Raw genomic sequence first — 20589 nt, forward strand, 5'->3', positions numbered from 1 at the left:
GCGCTCCGGGCCAGCGCCGCGCGGTTAGGATGACCGCCGTGCAGTTCGGGGTGCTCGGGCCGCTCGCCGTGACCACGGACACCGGCGAGCCGGTGGTGGTGCCCGGCACCAAGGTGCGGGCGTTGCTGGCCGATCTCTTGGCCAACCGTAACCAGGTGGTCTCGGCGGACCGCCTCATCGACGACCTGTGGGGTGACGACGCCCCCGCCAATCCGGCCGGAGCCCTTCAGGTGCGGGTGTCGCAACTGCGCAAGGCGCTCAACGACGCCGAGCCCGGCGCCCGTCAGCTGGTCGAGTCCCGGCCACCCGGCTACCTGCTGCGGGTCGACGCGGTCGACGTCGGCCGCTTCGACGAGCTGGCCCGCTGCGCCGATGTCGAACGGCTGACCGAGGCCCTCGCCCTGTGGCGCGGCGAAGCGTACGCCGACATGGCCGACGCCGAGTTCGTGCGGGCCGAGGCGTCCCGCCTCGCCGAGCAGCGCCTCGTCGTTCAGGAGCGGTTGGCGCAGGCCCGGCTGGCCCGGGGTGAGCATGACCTGGTGGCCGCGGACCTGGCCGAGTTGGTCGCCAGACACCCGCTACGTGAAGGCCTGCGGGCGGTGCAGCTGCGCGCGCTGTACGCGGCCGGCCGCCAGTCCGAGGCGTTGGAGAGCTACGCCGAGCTGCGGGCCCGGCTCGCCGAGGAGCTGGGCCTCGACCCCGGCCCGGAGCTGGTCGCCCTGCACCGCAGGATCCTCGAACAGGACGCCGGCCTGGACGCCCCGCCGAGGGCGGCGGTCATCCGGAACGATCTGCCGGCCCCGCTCGACGAGTTGATCGGGCGGGACGAGGCGCTGGCCGAGCTGCTGACGCTCCTGCCCCGGCAGCGGCTGGTCACGCTGCTCGGGCCGGGCGGCGTCGGCAAGACCCGGCTGGCCACCGAGACGGCCCGCGCGACGTCCTACCCGGACGGTGTCCGACTGGTCGAGCTGGCCCCACTCCCGGCCGGTGACGCCAGCGTCGCCGAACAGGTGCTCGGCGCTCTGGGCGCCCACGAGGCCGCGGGAACGACCCAGTCCCCCGCCGACCGGGTGGTCACAGCCCTGCGGCACCGGCAGGTGCTGCTCGTGCTGGACAACTGCGAACACGTCATCGAACCGGTCGCCGAGCTGGTCGCCCGGCTACTGCGCGACGTGTCCGGGGTGAGCGTGCTGGCCACCAGCAGAGAGCCACTCGGGCTGACTGGTGAGCTGCTCTGGGAGGTACCCCCGCTGCCGGTGCCGGACGACGGTGACCTGGACGCGGTCCGGCGCTCGGCGGCGGCCCGGCTGTTCGTCGCCCGCGCCGCCGCGCAGCAGCGCGGTTTCCGCCTCGACGGGCAGACCGCGACGGCGGTGGCCCAGCTGTGCCGCCGCCTCGACGGTCTGCCGCTGGCGTTGGAGCTGGCCGCGACCCGGGTCCGCGCGCTGGGCGTACGCGGGGTGGTGGACCGGCTCGACGACAGGTTCCGGCTGCTCACCACCGCGCAGCGGGACGTGCCACCACGGCAGCGGACGCTCACCGCTGTGATCGGCTGGAGCTGGGACCTCCTGGACGAGTCCGACCGTCTGGTGCTCGCCCAACTGGCGGTGTTCCCGGACGGCTGCACCCCGGAGGCCGCCGAACAGGTCTGCCGAACCGACCTGGACGCCCTCGCCCGGCTGGTGGACCGGTCGCTGGTGGTGCTCGACGACTCCGGCGCGGCCCCCCGCTACCGGCTGCTCGAATCGGTGGCCGCGTTCTGCCTGGAACGCCTCACCGACGCCGACGAGGTACGCGGGCGCCACGCCACCTACTACACCGAGCTGGCCGAACGCGCCGACCCCGGGCTGCGCGGGGCCGACCAGCAGCGGTGGCTGGCGCTGCTCGACACCGAGCTGGCGAACCTGCGCTCGGCGCTGACGCACGGTGGCGGGCTGCGCCTGGCGGTCGCGCTGAGCTGGTACTGGTTCCTGCGCGGCCGGCTCACCGAGGCACGGCGGGCACTGGCCGTGCCCGGCGACCCGGAGCAGGAGGCCCGCGCGGCACCCTGGCGGGTCGGCTTCGCCCTGTCGCAGGGTGAGGTGATCGCGCCGGACGACGTACGCGCCGCCGTGGCCGCCGACCCGAGCGGTCACGCCGCCTGGTTCGCGGCCAACGCGGTGATCGAGCACGGCGACCTGGCCCTGGCGTCGGAGCTGCTGCCCACCGCCGCCGCCGACCCGTGGACCGAGGCCGCGGTGCTCACCTCGGTGGCCCACATCGCTCACGCCAACGGCGACCAGGCCACCCTGGAGCGCACCGCGACCCGCAGCGCCGCGCTCTTCGCCGACCTCGGCGACCGGTGGGGTCGGCTCCGGGCGACCGAGTGGGTGGGTGGGCTGGCCGACATGCGCGGCGAGCATGAGCGCGCCTTCGCGCTGCACCGGGAGGGGCTGCGCTGGGCCGAGGAGTTGGCGCTGTGGCCGCAGGTCTGCGCCGAGCTGTCCTGGCTGGCCTGGCTCGCCGTGCAGACCCGCGACTACGCTCAGGGTCGGGAACTGGCCGAACGCGCCTACGACCTGGCGGTGGAGCAGGGCTCGCCCGGCGCACTGATCTTCGCGGAGATGAGCCTCGGGCTGGCCGCCCGCCGCGACGGCAAGCTCGATCTGGCCGTCACCCACCTCAGCCACCTCGCCGACCTGGGTCGGGGAGAGAGCCAACCCGCGCTCTACCTGCCGATGGTGCTGGTGGAGCTGGGCTACGCCGTCGAGCAGGGCGGCGACCCGGACGCCGCGTTGGCCCTGCACATCGAGGCGTTCGAGGTCGCCGAGGTGATGGCGACGATGCGCGACGCGGTCGGCCCCCTGGAGGGGATGGCGGCGGCGGTGCGCTCCCCCGAGGTCGCCGCCCGGCTGCTCGGCGCCGCGGCCGCCGCCCGGCTCGCCACGCAGTCCCCCGCCGCGCCGGCCGAACGCGACGACACCGACCGGGTGACCACACGACTGCGGGCCGAACTCGGGCCGGAACGCTTCGAGGCGCTGCTCGCCGAGGGCGCGCGGCTGAGCCCGGGCGAGGCCCGGGCCCAGCTCTGACCGGTGCTCAGGAGGCCACCTTCGGCTGGTACGAGGCCACGATCACGCCGCTCTTGTGCACCCGGGTGTCGACCAGGTCGAACGACGCCTTGACGTCGGTCAGCGGCACGGTGAGGCTGGGGCCGCCCTCCAGCACCGGGTGGATCCAGAACCGGACCTCGTCCACCAGGCCCGCCCGGATCAGCTGGGTGGTGACCGAGCCGAAGCCGTACTGGATGATGTTCTTGCCCGGCTGGGCCTTGAGCGCGGTGACCGCCTCGACCAGATCGCCCTGGAGCACCTCCGTGTTGTTCCAGGTGGGGTTGGTCAGGGTGGTCGAGGCGACGTACTTCTTGACGTTGTTGAAGTACGCGGCGCCAGTGGTCGGGTCGCTCTCATCCATGTTCGGCCAGACGGAGGAAAAGCCGTCGTAGGTGGCCCGGCCCATCAGCATCGCGTCGGCCGCCTCGGTCTGCGCACCGGCCAAGCTGGCGGCCTCCTCGTCGAAGTACGGCATGGTCCACATCGGGTTGTCGATGACGCCGTCGAGGGTGATGTAGGTCGAGTTGACGAGCTTGCGCATCGGGATCTCCTGGGTGTTTGTCGTGTTCTCCGGTGACACCCAGAACTCTGCCGGAGGCCCCTTACGATTCGCTTTCGATGCTCTTACCCGCGTCGTCGGTCGGGCCCTGCGCCGGGTCGGTCAACGGGATCGGCAGCGCCTGCGGGGTCACCGTGCCGGCGCCGGTCGAGTGGGCTGGGGCGGGGCGGTCGCCGCCGCGGCTGTGCAGCCGTCCGCGCCCGGCCGGACCGGCCCGTCGGGTCACCTCGACGGTCACCATCCGCACCGGCGGTGGCGGCGCTGTGAAACGCCCGACGCCCCACCGCACCCAGATCGGGATCCGGCCGGCGTCCGCCTCCGCGCGCAACTTCTGCACCGTACGGGCCCGGTCGGTGTGGTCGACCTCCACCACGACGGGCGGACCGTCCGGACGGGCACACGCCACATCGAGCACCGAGTGCCGCTGCTCCAGCGGCGGTGGCAACGGCAGCACGCTGGGCGCGCGCCGGTAGACCCGCCAGCCCTGGGCCTCGGCCCACCGCACCACCGAGTCGATCACCCGCGCGGTGACCTCGTCGGTGTCCAGGTCGACGAAGGTCACCTCGGCCAGCCAGCGACCCAGTTCCGCGGCCAACCGCTCGCCCTGCGCCGCGACCTCCACCGGCGCAGGATAACGCCTCAGCCGACGACGGTCGCGGTCGCGGCGAGGTGCCGGGTCAGCCAGCCGGTGGTGGCCGTACGGGCCGCCTCGGCGTTGGTCCGCGAGAGGAAGTCGTGCCCCTCCCCGGCGAGCACCAGGTGCCCGTGCGGCACACCGCGGTCGGCGAGGGCCTGGGCGACCTGCGCCGACTCGCCCGCCGGCACGTTGGTGTCGTTGGCGCCGTGGATCAGCAGCAGCGGCACGTCCAGCCGGTCGATGTGGGTCAGCGGGGAGAGGTCGCGCAGCAGGTCGGCGTCCCGCTGGGGGTCGCCGTACTTGCTCACGGCGGCGGCGGCGATCCACGGCTCGGTGCCGGCGAAGAAGGTCCGGAAGTCGGAGATGCCGCACTCGGCGACCCCGGCGGCGAACAGACCGGGAAAGTTCACCAGCACCGCGAGGACCAGGTAACCGCCGTAGGAGCGGCCCAGAACGCCGAGCTGGCCGGGCCGGGCGACGCCGGTGTCGACGAGGTAGTCGGCGCAGGCCGCCACGTCGGCGATCGCGCCGTAGCGGCCGGCGAGGTTGTCGGCGGCGACGAACGAGCGGCCGAACCCGGACGACCCCCGGACGTTGGGCGCGAAGACCGCGATGCCCTGGGCCACCAGGGCCTGGAACAGCGGGTTGTAGCCGGGACGCTCCTGCGCCTCCGGGCCACCGTGCAGGCTGATCGCCGTCGGCCAGGGACCCGGCCCGGCCGGGCGGTAGAGCCAGCCGGAGAGCGGAAGCCCGTCGCGGGCCCGGAGGTCGACCAGCTGCGGCGCGACACCGGCATCGTCCGTACGCGGGCCGCTGTCCGGCCGCAGCGGGCGCGGCGCCCCGGTCGACGGGTCGACCAGCCACACCTCCCGTGGTTGCACCGGCCCCTGCGCGGTGAGGCAGAGCAGACCGCCGTCGGCGGCGAGGACGACGTCGCCGAGCACCTCGCCGGGGGCGGCGACGGCCCGCTGCACACCGCTGGCGAAGTCGAGCAGGGTCAGCTCGCTGCGCCCGCCGTAGGTGTTCCACAGCAACGCGCCGCGCTGCCCGTCCGCGCTCGGCGTGACGTCTTCCAATTCGGCATCCGGTCGTCCGGCCAGCCGGGTCGGCGGCTGCTTCGGTCGGGCCAGGTCGACCCGTACCAGCGCGGCGAGTTCGGAGAAGGCGTCGGTGCGGGCCAGCACGCTCGTGCCGTCCGGGCCGAACCAACCCTGGTCGGTGCTGCCCCGCCCGGTGTCCGGGAAGAGCCGCCGTCGAACGCCGGTGGCCACGTCGAGCACCTCCAGCCAGCGGGCGTTACGAGGGCCGCGGCGCAGCAGCGCGGTGCCGGCGTCCGGGGTCACGTCCAGGAGGGTGAGCAGGTCGCCCTGGGCGAGCACCCGCCGGTGCCCGGTGGCCGCGTCGACCAGCAGGGCCTGCCCGTGCTCGTCGGTCTCGGTGACCGCCAGCACCGCGCCGTGAGGCAGCCAGCCGGCCAGCGCGGCGCTGCGGCGGCCGAACCCGGCGACCTGGTGGCGTCGCGTGCCGTCCGGGCGCAGCACCCACAGCTCCGTGCGGGGCGCGCCACCGGGGGCGACGACACAGGCCAACCACTGGCCGTCCGGGGACCAGCTCAGCGCGAGGACCGGCTCGTCGCCGACGGGCAGCGCGACGGGCGCATCCGCGTCGACCTGACAGACCCAGACGCCGGGCGTGCCAGCCCGGTCGGAGAGGAACGCCACCCGGCGGCCGTCGGGGGACGGCGCGGGGGCGAAGTCCTCACTGATCGGCACCGGCGGCGACACCGGCCGGTGGCTCGCGGGTCGGGGCCGCCGGGTGGTGCGCGGCGGCTCAATCCGTACGCTCATCTAAACCCCGATCCGCTGCAACCAGAGCTCCAGCAGCCCCAGCTGCCAGAGCGCGTTGGAGCCCAGCGTGGTCCGCCGGGCGTTCGGCGCGTCCAGCAACTCCTCCAGGTAGTCCTTGCGGAACAGGCCCCGCTCGCGCGCCGCTTGAGCGGTCAGCGCGTCCCGCACGTCGTCGAGCAGAGGGCCGGAGAGATGCCGGATGGCGGGCACCGGGAAGTAGCCCTTCGGCCGGTCGATCACCTCGTCCGGGACGATGCCCCGGCTCGCGGCCTTCAGCACCCCCTTGCCGCCCTGCGCCAGCTTCATGCCGGGTGGGCAGGCGGCGGCCAGCTCGACCACCTCGTGGTCGAGGAACGGCACGCGGGCCTCCAAACCCCAGGCCATCGTCATGTTGTCGACCCGCTTGACCGGGTCGTCGACAAGCATCACCAGGCTGTCCAGGCGCAGCGCCGCGTCCAGCGCGGTGTCCGCGCCGGGTGCGCCGAAGTGCGCGGCGACGAACTCCAGGCTGGCGTCGTGGTCGAGCATCCACTCGGGCGCCAGGTGCCCGCCGAGCGCGTCGTGGCGACGGTCGAAGAACACCCGGGCGTACGCCTCGACGGCGTCCGCGCGGGCCACGTTGGCCATCGGCGGGTACCAGTCGTAGCCGGCGAGGATCTCGTCGGCGCCCTGCCCGGACTGCACCACTGTGATGCGCTGCGAGACCTCCTCGGAGAGCAGGTGGAACGCGACGCAGTCGTGGCTGACCATTGGCTCGCTCATCGCCGCGATGGCCTGGTGCACGGCGGGGACGAACCGCTTCGCGCCGATGCGGATCTGCTGGTGGTCGGTGTCGAAGTGGCGGGCGACCAGGTCGGAGTAGTGGAACTCGTCGCCGCTCTCCCCCGCCGCCGCCTCGAAACCGATGCTGAAGGTGGCCAGGTCGGTCTGGCCCTGCTCGGCCAACAGGGCGACGATCAGGCTGGAGTCGAGACCGCCAGAGAGCAGTACGCCGACCGGCACGTCGGCGACCATCCTCCGTCGTACGGCGGTGCGCAACGCCGCCATGAGCCGTTCCTGCCACTCGTCGGCGGACATGGCGGGGGCGGCGGCCCGGTTGAACTCCGGCCGCCAGTAGGTGGTGTCGGTGCTCCGGCCGTCCGCGGTGACGACCCGCACGGTGGCCGGCGGCAGCTTGCGGACCCCGGCGAGGATCGTGCGCGGCGGTGGCACCACCGAGTGGAAGCTCATGTAGTGGTGCAGCGCCACCGGGTCGAGGTCGGTGTCCACGTCACCGGCGGCGAGCAACGCCGGCAGGGTCGAGGCGAAACGCACCCGGCCCGGCCCCTCGGCCAGGTAGAGCGGTTTGATGCCGAGCCGGTCCCGGGCCAGCACCAGGGTGTGCGTGGCCAGCTCGACCAGGGCGAAGGCGAACATCCCGTAGAACCGCTCGACGCAGGCCGTCCCCCACCGGTGGTACGCCTTGAGGATCACCTCGGTGTCCGAGGTGGACCGGAAGGAGTAGCCGGCGGCGGTCAGCTCGTCGCGCAGCTCCCGGTAGTTGTAGATGCAGCCGTTGAAGACCATGGCCAGACCCAGCTCGGTGTCGACCATCGGCTGGGCGCCCGCCTCGGACAGGTCGATGATGCGCAGCCGGCGGTGCACCAGGGCCACCGGCCCCCGGTGCCACCGACCCTCGCCGTCCGGGCCGCGGGAGGCCAGGACGGGAAGCATCCGTTCGACGGCGGCCAGATCCGGTGGCGCCCCGTCGAGGCGGAACTCGCCTCCGATACCGCACATGGCACACACCTTCCATCGGCTGGATCCGCTGAGGGCCGCTGACCGGTCCAGGCTTGGCGGACCGGGTTGCGTCCCGATGACGGGTGGGTCAAGCGTCGGTTACGCCGACGGTTCGTCGGCTCCACCGAGCAGCCAGGTGTCCTTCGACCCGCCGCCGCGCGACGAGTTGACGATCATGCTGCCGGCCGGCGCCACCCGGGTCAGCGCCACCGGCGCGACCTCGGCGGTGTCACCGAGGAACACGAACGCCCGCAGGTCGACATGGCGGGGAGCCAGCGCCGTGCCGTCGAAGACCGGGTGGGTGGTCAGCGCGATCATCTCCTGGGCGATCCACCGGTGCGGGGCCGCGAGGATCTGCTCCCGGACGGCGTCCAACTCCTCCGCCTCAGCGCGGGGGCCGATCACCACCCGGTCACCGCCGTACCCGTCGACCGGCTTGAGCACCAGCTCGTCGAGCCGACCCAGCACCTCGGCCCGCTGCTCGGGCAGCCCACACAGGTACGTCGGCACGTCCCCGAGCAGCGGCTTCTCGCCGAGGTAGTACTCGATCAGCCGCGGCACGTACGCGTACAGCGCCTTGTCGTCACCGACACCGTTGCCCAGCGCGTTGGCCAGCGTGAGCCGCCCGGCGTGCACGGCGGCGAGCAGCGGCCACCCCAGCGGCACGCCGTCCGCCCCGGGCGCGTGCAGCAGCGCCTCCTCGTCCATCCGCAGGTAGATCACGTCGACCTCGCGGCGGCAGCCCTCGCGGACCAGCCGAACCCGGCCCTCCTCCACCAGCAGGTCGCTGGTCTCGGTCAACGGCACACCCATCTCGTCGGCGAGCAGCCGATGTTCGAACCACGCCGGGTCACCGGGGCCGCTGCTGAGCACCACCACGGCGGGGTCGTCGGCCGCGGCGGGCGCGGCGGCGACCAGCGCCCGGTACAGCATCGCCGGCGTCTCGTCGGCGGGCAGCAGATCCTCCGGCACCGGCAGCTCCGGCAACACCGCCTGGGTCAGCCGACGGTTCTGCACCGCGTAGCCGATCCCGGACGGCACCCGCAGGTTGTCCTCCAGCACGTACCAGCCGCCGTCCGGGTCCCGGACGAGGTCGGTGCCGGACACCTGGGCACGGGTGCCCCGCCGGCCCATCAGCGCCCCGGTCGGGCGCAGCCCGGGTGAGGACTCCACCACCCACGCCGGCACCACGCCGTCGGCCACCACGGCCCGGTCGGCGTAGACGTCACGCAGGAACGCGTCGAGGGCGCGGGCGCGTTGCACCAGGCCGGTACGCAGGGTCCGCCAGTCGGCGGCGGGCACCACCCGGGGCACCAGGTCGACCGGGAAGAGCCGGGTGCTCGCCTCGCCGGCCACGCTGAACGTCACGCCGCGGGCCCGCTGCTCCTCGTCCCGGTCGTGTTCGCGTTGACGCAGGGCCCCGGCGCCGAGTTGGCGCAGGGTCGCGAGCATCGGGGCGTACGCCGGTTGCGGTCCGGCCGGTCCGAAGACCTCGTCGCCGGCGTCGGCGTACGTGGGCAGCACTGGCGGTGTCGGCGCACCCGGCAGCGGACCGCGGACCCGGCCCCGGGTCTCGTCGAGCAACAGGTCGACCACGTCGGCCAACCGGCCCCGTCGCTCGTACGCCCGCCGCTGCCGGGCGGCGGAGCTGCCCCGTTCCAGCGCGTACCGGGTCAGCTCGCTGACCTGCTCCCAGTCCCCGGTCGCCCGCAGTTGTGGGCGCAGGTCGGTCACCAGGCGGCGGACCGCCTGGGCGGCCGGCACCGGTCGGGCCGACCGGGGCAGGTCGAGCAGGTCACCTTCCAACCCGGAGCGGGCGGCCCGCCACACGGCGGCGCGCAGCACCGGTGGTCGTACGGCGGTGCGCTCCACCCGGGCGCGCAGGGCGGCGACCTCCCGCCGGACGAGCGCCCGGAACAGGCCGGTGAGCAGGACGATGGTCTCCACGTCGGCGTTGGCGTCGGTGATCCGCAGCTCCACTGTGGGCACGTGCGCCGACGGTCGGACGTCGAAGTAGATCATGGCGGGGTCGGTGATGGTCTCGGAGGAGATCAGCTCGGCGACCAGCGCCTCGTGGTCCGCGGCGCTGGTCACCTCGCCCGGGTCTCCGGCGGTGGGCCAGCGTTGCCAGACCAGGGACCGGACGCTGGCGTAACCGCTGTCCTGGCCCATCCAGTACGGCGAACTGGTGGAGAGGGCGAGCAGCACCGGCAGCCACGGCTGAACCCGACGGGTGACCGCCACCGCCAGGTCCCGGTCGGAGACGCCGACGTGCACCTGCGCGCCGCAGATCAACTGCTCCCGGGCGAGCATCTGGTACTCGTCGAGCATCCGCCGGTAGCGGGAGGTGGGGGTGACGCTGGGGTCGCCGTCGGCGCGCAGCGGCACCGTACCGGCCGCCACGATGCCCAGACCGGCCCGGTCGGCGACCTGGACGGCCGCCTGACGCAGCCGGGTCAGCTCGGCGCGGATCTCGTCCAGGGTGCGGCAGACCTCGGTGTTGGTCTCCACGACGCTGCGGTGCAACTCGGCGGTGAACGAGGCCGCCGGCAACCGGTCGAGCAACTCCCCGGCGCGGGGCACCAACTCCCGGGTGTGCAGGTCGACGACGTGGAACTCCTCCTCCACCCCGATCGTGGCCAGGTCCGCCGGGTCGCCGTCGTCCAGCGACAGGAGCGGGTTCGTACGGGGGGTGGGCAGCGTCCGGCCGTTGCCGGACCGGCCCACCGGCTCGTCGTACGTCGGCGCGTTCGTGGTGTTGTCGGCCATGGTCACCCCGGTTCGCGTGTCGGTGGTCTGGCTGTCCGACGAGCGTTCCCAGGGTTGGTACCGGGGGTGTTTCCGGCGCGTTAAGGTGACGCGCCCGTTCTGTCCGTGCTGCTCAGCGACGCGGGGCCCGGTACTCGATGGACGCGGCGACCCGGTCGGCAGTGGTGGCGCCGAGTTCCCGTTCCGTGAGCCACAGCCCCAGATCGAGCCCGGACGAGAGCGCGCCAGCGGTGACCCGGTCACCGTCGTCGACCACCCGCTCGTCGAGGACCGTGACGTCGTGGGCGCGCAACTCGTCGTACGCGTTGCGGTTGGTGGTCGCCCGCCGGCCGGTCAGCAGGCCGGCGGCGGCGAGTAGCAGCGCACCGGTGCACACCGACGCCGTCCACCGCGCCGATGGCGCCAGTGCGGCCAGCTTCGCCGGCAGCACAGCGCGCTGCGCCTGGGCCCAGGCACCCTCGGGAGCCCGGTTCAGCCATCCGCCACCTGGGACGATCACGCCGTCGGCCTGACCCAGCACCTCGGGCACCTGAAATTGGACACCACGCATGCTGGTGACCAGCCCCGACCGTTCGACGGCGACCAGTGCCACGTCGAAGCCGGCCATCGCCAGCACCTCGAACGGCCCGAAGACGTCCAGTTCGTCGAAGCCGTCGAACACCACGATCTCGATTCGCATACGGCCCAGAATCTCCTGCCGACCGGGCGGCGGCGAGTGGCATCCTTGCCATCATGCGTAAGAAACCCGCCACGCATCGAGTCGCCGTCCTCGCCCTACCCACTGTTGTCGCCTTCGACCTGACCATCGCGACGCAGGTGTTCGGCCACGAGGGCCACGGCCGGTACGCGATGACGGTGTGCGCACTGGACGGTGGTTCGGTCACCACCACCACCGCAGGCCTGGAGCTGACGGTCGCCGCGACGCTCGACGCGCTCGACGATGCCGACACGGTGATCGTGCCCGGATTCCGCCGTGGCCCGGCGCCGCCGCGTGCTCTCGATGCGCTGCGGCAGGCACACCGTCGTGGCGTCCGCATCGCGTCGATCTGCACCGGCGCCTTCGCGCTGGCCCAGGCCGGTCTGCTCGACGGTCGCCGCGCGACGACCCACTGGGCGCACGCCGACGCGCTCGCTCACGAGCATCCACTGGTGTTCGTGGACGCGAACGCGCTGTACGTCGACGAAGGCGAGGTGATCACCAGCGCCGGGCTCGCCGCCGGTCTGGACATGTGCCTCTACCTCGTCGGACGCGACCACGGGCAGGCTGCCGCCCTCCAACGGGCCCGCGACATGGTCACACCGCTGCACCGCGCCGGCGGTCAGGCCCAGTTCATCCCGGTCGGCGTTCCGGGTGAGGGCGACGAGTTGGCCGGGGTCATCACGTGGGCGAGCGGCAACCTGCACCGCCCGATCACCGTCGCGGACCTTGCCCGGCAGGGTGTGATGTCCAGCCGCACGCTGCACCGCACTTTCCAGAGTCGATTCCGGATGAGCCCACGAGCGTGGCTGATCCAGCAACGGCTGCGCGCCGCCTGCACCCTGCTCGAGAATGGCGGGATCACCATCGACGAGGTCGCACGCCGTACCGGCCTGGGCACGGCGACCAACCTCCGTGCGCATTTCCAGCGGGCCTTCGCCACCACCCCTACCGCGTACCGGCGGGCCTTCACACAGTGACCCTCCGACGGTGGCCGTGGCGCGGTAGTGATGGCTGCCGGTGATGTCGGGGTGTCCCGCCGGCCTGGACACCCCGACACCAGCAGCCTCGATTCGATCAATCCCGGTCAAGGAGCGGCCGGGCTCACCTCATGTTCGCCACCACGAACGGCGCGTGGCCGTGCAGGTAGTTGGTCCACCCACCGGTCACCGGCGCCCCCGGGCTGAGCAGGTTTGTGGTGTCGGTGCCGACGTCGAGCTTCCAGGCCGTCCAGGAGATACCGTTCGCCTTCATCCAGTCGACCCAGGACTGTGCCTCCGGCAGGCAGGCCCGGCCGTCGAGGCCGCCATCGGCGTTACTGGCGCCCCACTCCGTGACGAACAGCGCCAGACCCGCGCGGATCGCCGCGTCACCCTTGGCGCGCAGCGACGCCCCGTGCGTGCAGGAGTAGAAGTGCAGGGTGTACATCAGGTTGGTGCCGCTGACCGGGCTGGCCGCGGCGACGTCCACGTCCTGTGACCAGGTCGGGGTGCCGAGCACGACGATGTTGTCCGGATCGGCGGCGCGGATCGCGGACACCACGGCCTGGTGGTACGGCTTGATGACGTTGGCCCAACTGACCTGGAGCGGCTCGTTGTAGGGCTCCCAGATGACGTTGGGCAGGTGGCCGTACCGGCGGGCCAGGTCACCGAAGAACGCCACCGCCTGCGACTGGTTGTTCTGCGCCTCGTGCGCGTGCCAGTCGACGATCACGTAGACCCCGGCGGTGACCGCGTTGTTGATGATGGTCTCCACCTGGGCGCGCGCCTTGGACGGGTCACTCAGGTACGCCCCGGCCGGCTCCACGCCCATGGCCGCGCGGATCACCTGGAGGTTCCAGTTGTCGCGCATCCAGGTCAACGCGGAGAGGTTCTCGGCGTACGGGGCGGTCTCCCAGTTGAGCCACATGCTGCTGATGCCCCGCAGCTGCACCCGCGCCCCGGACTTGTCGCACATGGTGGTGCCGCAGACCCGCAGTTGCCCGTGCCGCTCGACCGGCGTGCCGGTGGTCGGCGGCGGCGTGGTCGGCGGCGGGGTCGTGGGCGGCGGGGTGGTCGGGGGCGGACCGCCGGCGCAGGACGCGCCGTTCACAGTGCAGTTCACCGGGGTGCCGGTGCCGGTGACGAGGAAGCCGAACGAGGTGGAGGCGCCGGCGGCGAGGGTGCCGTTCCAGGACACGTTGGCGAAGGTGTAGTGGCTGCCCGAGGTCGTCTGTTGCGCGTTCCACGACTGGCTGACGGTCGAGGAGGACGGCAGGTCGAACTCGACCCGCCAGCTGGCGATCGGTGCGGAGGTGTCGTTGGTGACGGTGACCTGCCCCTGGTAGCCGTTGCCCCAGTTGTTCGTCACGGAGAACACGGCGGTCGCCGCGCTGGCCGGTGTGGCGGCGACCGCTGCCACCGCACCGGCGAGCAGGCTGGCGACGGCCAGGGTCGTGACAAGTCTCAGTGTGCGCATGCGGAACCCGCTTCGGATCGACGGTGGTGGTCTGAGGCGGGGCGGCGCCTGCGCGCACAATATCGATCAATGCCAATGGGGGCAAGGCGGGGCAGCGGTCCCCGCGGCACTCAGGCGGCTGGGCGTACCCGGTAGGCCAGGTGGGTGACGCCGTCGTCCTCCACGACGCTGAACGGACCGTACAGCTGAAGTGGCGCGATCTTCAGGTTGGCGAAGAGCGGGATGCCGGCCCCGAGCAGGACCGGGACGAGGTCGATGTGCACCTCGTCGAGCAGGCCGGCCTCGACGACCTGGGCGGCGATGGTGCCGCCGTTGACACTGACCTCCTTGTCGCCGGCGAGCGCCGTCGCCCGGGCGACGGCGCTCTCGATGCCGTCGGCGACGAAGACGAAGGAGTCGTTCTCGGGCGCCCAGCCCTCCGGCACGCTGTGCGTGACCACCACGACGGGCACGTCCAACGGATGCCGGCCACCCCACCCGCTGGTGATGTCGAAGAGCCTCCGGCCGACGACGAGCGCGCCGGTCCGCTCGGTGAGAGCCCGCAGATGCCGGGCGCTCGTGGCGGAGGTCCGGAAGGTCAATTCGGGGTCGGCCGTCGGCGTCTCGACGTCGCCGTTCTCGTACCACTGGAAGAGGTACTCGAAGCCACCGTGGGACGCGTCCGCGATGTAGCCGTCCAACGACATCGTCGCCCAGGTCGTCACCTTCGTCATCGATCCACTCCTCGGTCCGTGCCGTGCCGGCTCGTCGGCGAGGCCCGCTGTCTGGCCCGCAACCCATTGTCGAAGCCGGCGCGACAGTCCTCGACACGTCGGCCGAGCTTTCTCCCAGTGTCAGCCCTGGCCGTCACTGGCGCAGCGCGTTGAGCACGAGGTCGGCGTACCGGCGCCACACCGCCGGGTCACGCTCGTCGAGCACGATGAGCTGCCGGACCGCGCCGCACAGGATTACCCGGATGTCCAGCTCCCCGGCGTCCGGGCGGACCTTGCCGGACGTTCGGGCCGCCGCCACCAGTTGCCCGATCAGATCCAGGATGCGCGCCGCGGGCACCAGCCTGCCCTCGAAGAACGCGTCGGCGAGGACCCGGTCGCGCGCGAGGCGTCCGAACAGGTCGGGCACGAAGGAACACCACTCCCGGTATGCGTCGACGCCGTCGAGCGCCGCGCGGGTGCGCTGCTCCAACTCCTGAAACTGCCGCTGGACGACCGCGACGATCAGGTCTTCCTTGCTGGGGTAGCTGCGGTACACAGTGGCGCGGCCCACCCCGGCCCGCTCCGCCACCTGCGGCACCGTCACCTGCAGACCCTGCTCGCTGAAGAGCTCCCGGGCGGCGGCGAGGACCCGCTCCTGGTTGCGACGGGCGTCCAGACGCCGATGGGGAGCATCCCTGTCGCTCGGCGTCGGTGGGGTCATGACCTCAGTCTGCCCGCTCGGTCTCGTCGGTCAGCAGCGGCTCGTCGCCGTACACGGTGGTGAGTTCGACGTCGAGCACCGTGGCCACCCGGCCGAACGACCAGTAGTAGCCGATCACCTGGAGCACCTCGACTATCTCGCGCTCGCTGAGGATGTGCCGCACCTGGTCGAAGAGGTCATCGGGAACGCGCGGTGACCGCACCACCTCGGCGGCGAACCGGATGAGCGTGCGGTCATGACCGGAGAGGTGTGGGTCGTCGATGTCCCGGCTGCTGATGATCTCCCGGGTGCGCTCGTCGACGCCGGCCGCCGCCGACATCGGGCCATGCTGGGCTGCCACGAACTCGCACCCGGTGTACTCGGCCACGGTGAGGATGACCAGTTCCCGCGAGCGGGCGGGCAGCTCCAACGAGGTGAACTGCGCCCTCGCGAGCTGGATGAAGAGGTTCACAGTGCCGATCGAGTGGGTCAGCATCTTGACCATCGGGTCGGGCGGCAGGGCGGACAGGACGTCGCGGACGTCGGCCGGAATCACGTTCGGGTCGGGGTCGGCAAGGCGGGGCATGGCTCTCTCTCCTGCGTTGGTCGTCGAGACGGTTCAGGCGGACAGGTCGAAACCCGTCTCGCTGAGGTGGCGGAAGCGGCCGTCCTCGGCGTACGTCCCGAAGACGGCGATCTCCCGTCTGGCGGTCGACCCGTCGGCCAGGGTGATCTCGTAGACGTGTCGTTCGGCGTAGCGGAGACCGTCGCGCAGCTCGTCGAGGACCAACACGGTGCCGCTGGCGATCTGAGCGCGTACCCGGGTCACCATCGCGACGAATCCGGCCCGGTCGAGGGTCTCGCCGTCGCTGCGGTGGGTGTAGTCGGGGGCGTAGAACTCGTCGAGCGCGTCGGTCAGGTCGCGTGTCGGCTCGAAGACCACAGCGCGCAGGGCGTCGCTGATCCGTACCGGGTTCATGGGGGCTCCTCGTGGGTCGCCGTCGGTCATATCCGGACTCGCAGGTCCGCTTAGCGCCCACCGTACCGGACTCCCGAGTCCACTTCCGGTGAGAGTCGTCACGTGCCCGGGGAACACCCGCACCCCGCCACGGCGAGTGCGGGTCCGCCCGTCCGGTCGTAGCGTGGGGCGCATGCGAACCACCACGTTGGGCAGCACCGGACCCGAGGTCGGCGTCATCGGCCTCGGCTGCATGGGCATGAGCCACGGCTACGACATCACCGGCCCTCGCGACGACGACACGTCGATCTCCGTCATCCGACAGGCGCTGGACCTGGGCGCGACGCTGATCGACACGTCGGACGTGTACGGGCCGTACACCAACGAGGAGCTGGTCGGGCGGGCACTGTCCGGCGGGCACCGGGAGCGGGCCGTACTGGCCACGAAGGTCGGCCTGGTGGCCACCTCCCCCACCGGTGGCCCCGGCAACTCACCGAAGATCGGCAACAACGGCCGCCCGGAGCACATCCGTTCGGCGATCGACGAGAGCCTGCGCCGGCTCGGCACCGACCACGTCGACCTCTACCAGCTCCACCGGGTCGATCCGGAGGTGCCCATCGAGGAGTCCTGGGGCGCGATGGCCGAGGTCGTCGCGGCCGGTAAGGCCCGGCAGCTCGGGTTGTCCGAGGTGACCGTCGCGCAGATCGCGCGGGCCCAGGCGGTGCACCCGGTGGCGTCGGTGCAGTCCGAGTTGTCACTGTGGACGCGTGACCCGTTGACCGAGGTGTTGCCGTACTGCGGCGAGCAGGGCATCGCCTTCCTGCCGTTCTCCCCGCTCGGGCGCGGTTTCCTCGCCGGCCGGTTCACCTCGTTCGACGACCTGCCCGCCGACGACTTCCGGCGTGGCCTGCCGCGCTTCCAGCAGGACGCGCTGCGCGCCAACCTCGCCATCGTCGCCCGGGTCCGGGAGATCGCCGACCGGGCCGGCTTCAGCCCCGCGCAGGTCGCCCTCGCGTGGGTGGTCGCCCAGGGTGACCAGGTCATCCCGATCCCCGGCACCAAGACCCCGAAGTACCTGGTGGACAACTGCTCGGCCGCTGACGTGCGGCTCAGCGCCGAGGACATGGCCGACCTGGACGCGCTGCCCGCACCCGAGGGTGGCCGCTACTGAAGTTCCGGCGGCCCGGCACCACGTGACCGGGCCGCCACCGGCGGGCCGAACCTGACCGCGACACCCGGCGAGTAGAGCACGCTGACCGGTGGCCCGACCGGTGCCGGCAGCCCAGCGGCGGCTACCAACTCGTCATCCAGGTGCAGCACCTCGGCCCGGTGCAGCGGCCAGCTCGGATGCCAGTTCGGCAGGTGCAGCGTGCGCCCGTACGCCCGGGTGTGCAGCCCCCAGCGGGCGGTGACGAAGTGTTCCAGCGGGGTCGGCTCGACGATCCGCTCCCCCGCCCGCACCACCATCCGGCTCGTCGCGCCCGCGGGCCCCGGCCAGCGCCGCCGGCAGCGGTAGGTGCGACGGTCACCGTCGCGATCCAACCGCATCGACGACCACAGGTACGGCAGGCGCAGCGTCGCCCGCGCCACCAGCACCGGCAGCAGACGAGACGCGTCGAGCGACCGGAACACGACAGCTCGCCGACCGGCGTCGTCGACGGAGTAGAGCCGGACGTTGGTTTCCCAGAAGGTGCCGAAGTACGGCACCCCCGGGCCTCGGCCGAAGCCCAGCCCGACCATCCGGAAGCCGATCAGCCCCACGTAGCTGACCCCCTGCAGCGTGTCCGGACGAGTGCCGGCGGGCAGCAACGGCGCGATCGCCTCCGGAGCGACGGCCCAGTGCAGGAAGGTGAGGTCCTCCCAGCGCTGGCGCAGGAGCGCCCAGGGAAACGCCTGCCGGGGCGCGTGGTCGACCGGTTCGGGGTGCACGCTCTCATCGTGGCCCAGGCGGTGGGCCGGCGTGGCCTCAGGCGTGCGGACCGACGCTGACGGTGCCGATGGTCAGCGACGCCCTGCCCTCCAGGATCTCGCCGATCCGCTCGACCTCCTCCGCCAACGCCCGCTGCTGGGCTGCGCCGAGCGTCCGCAGCGGCTCGACGGTGACCCGGATCGCGCGGCCGGAGCGGCGTTGATGCCACACGCCGACGACCACCCCGTCGACCAGCAGCACCGGATAGTTGCCGGCCTGGCCACCGGCGAGCGCTCGCTCGGCGGCGGCACCGGGGAAGAGCCGTTCGCGGGGGTGGCAGCCGACCGCGTACGCGTCGAAGTACGGAAGGAGCCGCAACCCGGACGGCCGGTCGTCGGGGAATTCGCTGTCGTCGGCGGCCACCCAGGCCCGGGTGCCTTCCACCGTCACCTCGGTCAGGTCCAGCGAGTCGAACAGCAACGTCGCCCACCCCGGCGCCACCGCCAGCCACCGGGCGAACTGTGCCGGGGTGGCCGGCCCGTACGCGTGCAGGTAGCCGCGGACGAGGGCAGCCAGGGCGGCGGGACCGGGCATCGGCGCGAAGTCGGGCAGCCACCGGGTCGGGCTGGTGTACGTGCTGGCCCGACCGCGATTCGGGCCGAAGCAGACCAATCCGGCCCGGGTGGCGGCGGTCATCGCGGCGATCCACCGGGGCCACTTGTCCTGGAACGCCTCCATGACCAGGTCACCCGCCCACGGGCCGGTACGGGCGACGACCTCCTCGGTCAGCTCGGCGGTGGTCAGGTCGGCCTCGGCGACCGCGTCGGCGATGGCCGCGATGACCTGCTCGGTCTGCCGGGGCGTCAGCAGGACCACGCTCCGCTCCCAGGACGGGGCCGGCAACGCGGTCAGCGCGCCGACCCACATCGGCAGGTCCGCCGCGGCGAGCAGGTGCACGGTTCCGCGTGGCCCACGGGTCTTGACCAGGGTGCGGTCGGTCCACAGTGCGCGGCGTACCAGGGCGCGGGTCGTGCCCGGCACCCGCAGCCCGATGGACAACTCGGCGGCCGACGCGATCTGGGCGTGCGCGCCGCAGATCGCCGACACCACGTCGGCGACCCCACCGGCGTCCGGTGCCGCGCCCGCCGCCGGTGGGCACAGCCGGTGTCGCTTGAGTCGTCGGGCGGACACCTGCGCCCAGCTCAGCTCGGTCATCGCAGACCCGCGAAGAACGCGCGGACGCCGACCACGCACCATCGAAGGGCCTCGACACGGCAGGTCCTCATGCCGCCCAGGCTACGACCGGCGTGTGTCACTTTCCGGCAACCGTCGTCGGCCTCGGGGCGGTGACCCTCGCCCCTCCCGCAGCATTGGCTCAGAACCGAGACGTTCACACGTCGTAGGCTGGTAGCGGCGATGGACACCGAAATAGCCGCCCAAAGCCCTACAGATGGGACGCTCCGGGACTTGCGAGAGGACGTACGCGTGACGCAGAGCGACGGAGAGCTGGTAGTGCTCGCGCAGGCGGGAGACGCGGCCGCGCTGGGCGCGCTGCTGGCCCGGCACGAGGCGGGGATGCGGGCTGTCGCGCTGGGCGTCCTCGGTTACGGGCCGGACGCCGAGGACGCGGTGCAGGACACGATGCTCGTCGCCCTGCGTCGCATCGGCGAGGTGCGCGACCCGAGCGCCGTCGGCCCCTGGTTGCGGGCCATCGTCCGCAACAACAGCCGGATGGCGTTGCGCGGGCCCAGAGCCGTCCCGGTCGCCGAACCCGAGTGGTTCACCCGCCCCGCCGACACACCCACCCCGGAGGAGGCACTGGACCGAGCCGCGATGCGCGACTGGGTGTGGCACTCCATCGGGCAACTGTCCGAACCTGACCGGCTCGTCACCCTGCTGCGGTACTTCAGCGACGCGTCCTCGTACGAGCAGATCGCGGCCGTGTGTGGCGTGCCGGTCGGCACCGTCCGCAGCCGCCTCAGCCACGCCCGCCGGGCGCTCGCCGGCGGCCTGCGGACGGCGGCGGACGCCGCGCACACTGACGTCGCCGCCTCGAACGACTCGCGGTGGCGAGAAGGCCGCGACATGATCACCACGGCGATGGGCGGCGACTTCGAGCGGGTGGTCCGCGAGAGCTGGTGGCCGGACGCCGAGATGATCGTGCCGGGCGGCCCGCGCGGTGGCCGTGATCTGGCCATCAACGGCATGGACCGCGACCTGACCGCCGGGGTACGTCAGCGGCTGCGCAACGTGGTGGCCAGCGGCGACGTGCTGATCTGGGAAACCGACCTGATCAGCCCACCCGACGACCCGGAGCACTGCCCACCCGCGGCGCTGTGGTTGCAGGTGCTGCGCGAGGGCCGGGTGCGCCAACTCACCCTCTTCCACCCCGTCCCCGCGCTGGTCTGAAAAAACTCCTCCGACGAGCGAACTTTTCCCTCGACCCGCGCATCTGGTCCGCGTCATGCACCAGTTGCCGTGTCGGCCGACGCC

General features: G+C 72.6%; 17 protein-coding genes. 4 read left to right on the forward strand and 13 right to left on the reverse strand.

The window, feature by feature from the left end:
* Positions 1-29 precede the first annotated feature (29 nt).
* Positions 30-3071, forward strand: a complete 3042-nt coding sequence (locus tag NIE111_RS31850) for an AfsR/SARP family transcriptional regulator (RefSeq protein WP_274530451.1) — start codon at positions 30-32, stop codon at positions 3069-3071.
* A 7-nt stretch (positions 3072-3078) separates the two neighbouring features.
* Here the strand turns inward: NIE111_RS31850 and NIE111_RS00450 are convergent, their stop codons facing one another.
* From NIE111_RS00450 to NIE111_RS00475, 6 genes are all read right to left on the reverse strand, one after another.
* A complete protein-coding gene (locus tag NIE111_RS00450) occupies positions 3079-3633 on the reverse strand; it encodes a dihydrofolate reductase family protein (RefSeq protein ID WP_238682460.1) in 555 nt (184 codons plus the stop codon).
* 61 nt (positions 3634-3694) lie between these two features.
* Positions 3695-4273: a hypothetical protein gene (locus NIE111_RS00455; protein ID WP_238682461.1), complete on the reverse strand. Its 579-nt coding sequence runs from the start codon at positions 4271-4273 to the stop codon at positions 3695-3697.
* Positions 4274-4290: 17 nt separating this feature from the next.
* Positions 4291-6135 (reverse strand): S9 family peptidase, encoded by a 1845-nt coding sequence (locus tag NIE111_RS00460; protein WP_238682462.1) that lies wholly within the window; start codon positions 6133-6135, stop codon positions 4291-4293.
* Positions 6136-7914, reverse strand: a complete 1779-nt coding sequence (locus NIE111_RS00465; protein ID WP_238682463.1) for an N-acetylglutaminylglutamine amidotransferase — start codon at positions 7912-7914, stop codon at positions 6136-6138. It lies immediately after the preceding gene.
* Between the two features lie 99 nt (positions 7915-8013).
* Positions 8014-10683, reverse strand: a complete 2670-nt coding sequence (locus NIE111_RS00470; protein WP_238682464.1) for a carboxylate--amine ligase/circularly permuted type 2 ATP-grasp protein — start codon at positions 10681-10683, stop codon at positions 8014-8016.
* A gap of 112 nt (positions 10684-10795) precedes the next feature.
* On the reverse strand, positions 10796-11362 hold the full coding sequence (locus NIE111_RS00475) for a DJ-1/PfpI family protein (RefSeq protein ID WP_238682467.1): 567 nt from the start codon (positions 11360-11362) through the stop codon (positions 10796-10798).
* Between the two features lie 53 nt (positions 11363-11415).
* On the opposite strand from NIE111_RS00475, the gene NIE111_RS00480 reads away from it, so the two are divergent.
* A complete protein-coding gene (locus NIE111_RS00480; RefSeq protein ID WP_238682470.1) occupies positions 11416-12360 on the forward strand; it encodes a GlxA family transcriptional regulator in 945 nt (314 codons plus the stop codon).
* Positions 12361-12484: 124 nt separating this feature from the next.
* Here NIE111_RS00480 and NIE111_RS00485 read toward each other — a convergent pair whose 3' ends face one another.
* The 5 genes from NIE111_RS00485 to NIE111_RS00505 form a co-directional block, all read right to left on the reverse strand.
* Positions 12485-13837 carry a cellulase family glycosylhydrolase gene (locus NIE111_RS00485; RefSeq protein ID WP_238682471.1) on the reverse strand — a complete coding sequence of 451 codons (1353 nt, stop codon included), beginning with the start codon at positions 13835-13837 and terminating at the stop codon, positions 12485-12487.
* A gap of 110 nt (positions 13838-13947) precedes the next feature.
* Positions 13948-14550: a dihydrofolate reductase family protein gene (locus NIE111_RS00490; protein ID WP_238682472.1), complete on the reverse strand. Its 603-nt coding sequence runs from the start codon at positions 14548-14550 to the stop codon at positions 13948-13950.
* A 133-nt stretch (positions 14551-14683) separates the two neighbouring features.
* Complete coding sequence (locus tag NIE111_RS00495) at positions 14684-15250, reverse strand: TetR/AcrR family transcriptional regulator (protein ID WP_238682474.1); 567 nt, start codon at positions 15248-15250, stop codon at positions 14684-14686.
* A gap of 4 nt (positions 15251-15254) precedes the next feature.
* Positions 15255-15815 carry a carboxymuconolactone decarboxylase family protein gene (locus NIE111_RS00500; RefSeq protein WP_238682479.1) on the reverse strand — a complete coding sequence of 187 codons (561 nt, stop codon included), beginning with the start codon at positions 15813-15815 and terminating at the stop codon, positions 15255-15257.
* 33 nt (positions 15816-15848) lie between these two features.
* A complete protein-coding gene (locus tag NIE111_RS00505) occupies positions 15849-16208 on the reverse strand; it encodes a hypothetical protein (RefSeq protein WP_238682480.1) in 360 nt (119 codons plus the stop codon).
* Positions 16209-16380: 172 nt separating this feature from the next.
* On the opposite strand from NIE111_RS00505, the gene NIE111_RS00510 reads away from it, so the two are divergent.
* Positions 16381-17358, forward strand: a complete 978-nt coding sequence (locus NIE111_RS00510) for an aldo/keto reductase (RefSeq protein WP_238682481.1) — start codon at positions 16381-16383, stop codon at positions 17356-17358.
* Here NIE111_RS00510 and NIE111_RS00515 read toward each other — a convergent pair.
* Both NIE111_RS00515 and NIE111_RS00520 read right to left on the reverse strand, forming a co-directional pair.
* Positions 17352-18116, reverse strand: coding sequence for a YqjF family protein (locus NIE111_RS00515; protein WP_238682483.1), 765 nt, complete (start codon positions 18114-18116; stop codon positions 17352-17354). The two genes, NIE111_RS00510 and NIE111_RS00515, sit on opposite strands and share 7 nt — an antisense overlap.
* A gap of 37 nt (positions 18117-18153) precedes the next feature.
* Complete coding sequence (locus tag NIE111_RS00520; RefSeq protein WP_238682485.1) at positions 18154-19311, reverse strand: winged helix DNA-binding domain-containing protein; 1158 nt, start codon at positions 19309-19311, stop codon at positions 18154-18156.
* Between the two features lie 270 nt (positions 19312-19581).
* Between NIE111_RS00520 and NIE111_RS00525 the strand changes: the two genes are divergently transcribed.
* On the forward strand, positions 19582-20505 hold the full coding sequence (locus NIE111_RS00525) for an RNA polymerase sigma factor (protein WP_238682486.1): 924 nt from the start codon (positions 19582-19584) through the stop codon (positions 20503-20505).
* Positions 20506-20589: the final 84 nt, after the last annotated feature.

Origin of the sequence: Micromonospora hortensis (assembly GCF_022230935.1) — a bacterium.
GTDB classification, from domain to species: Bacteria; Actinomycetota; Actinomycetes; order Mycobacteriales; family Micromonosporaceae; genus Micromonospora; species Micromonospora hortensis.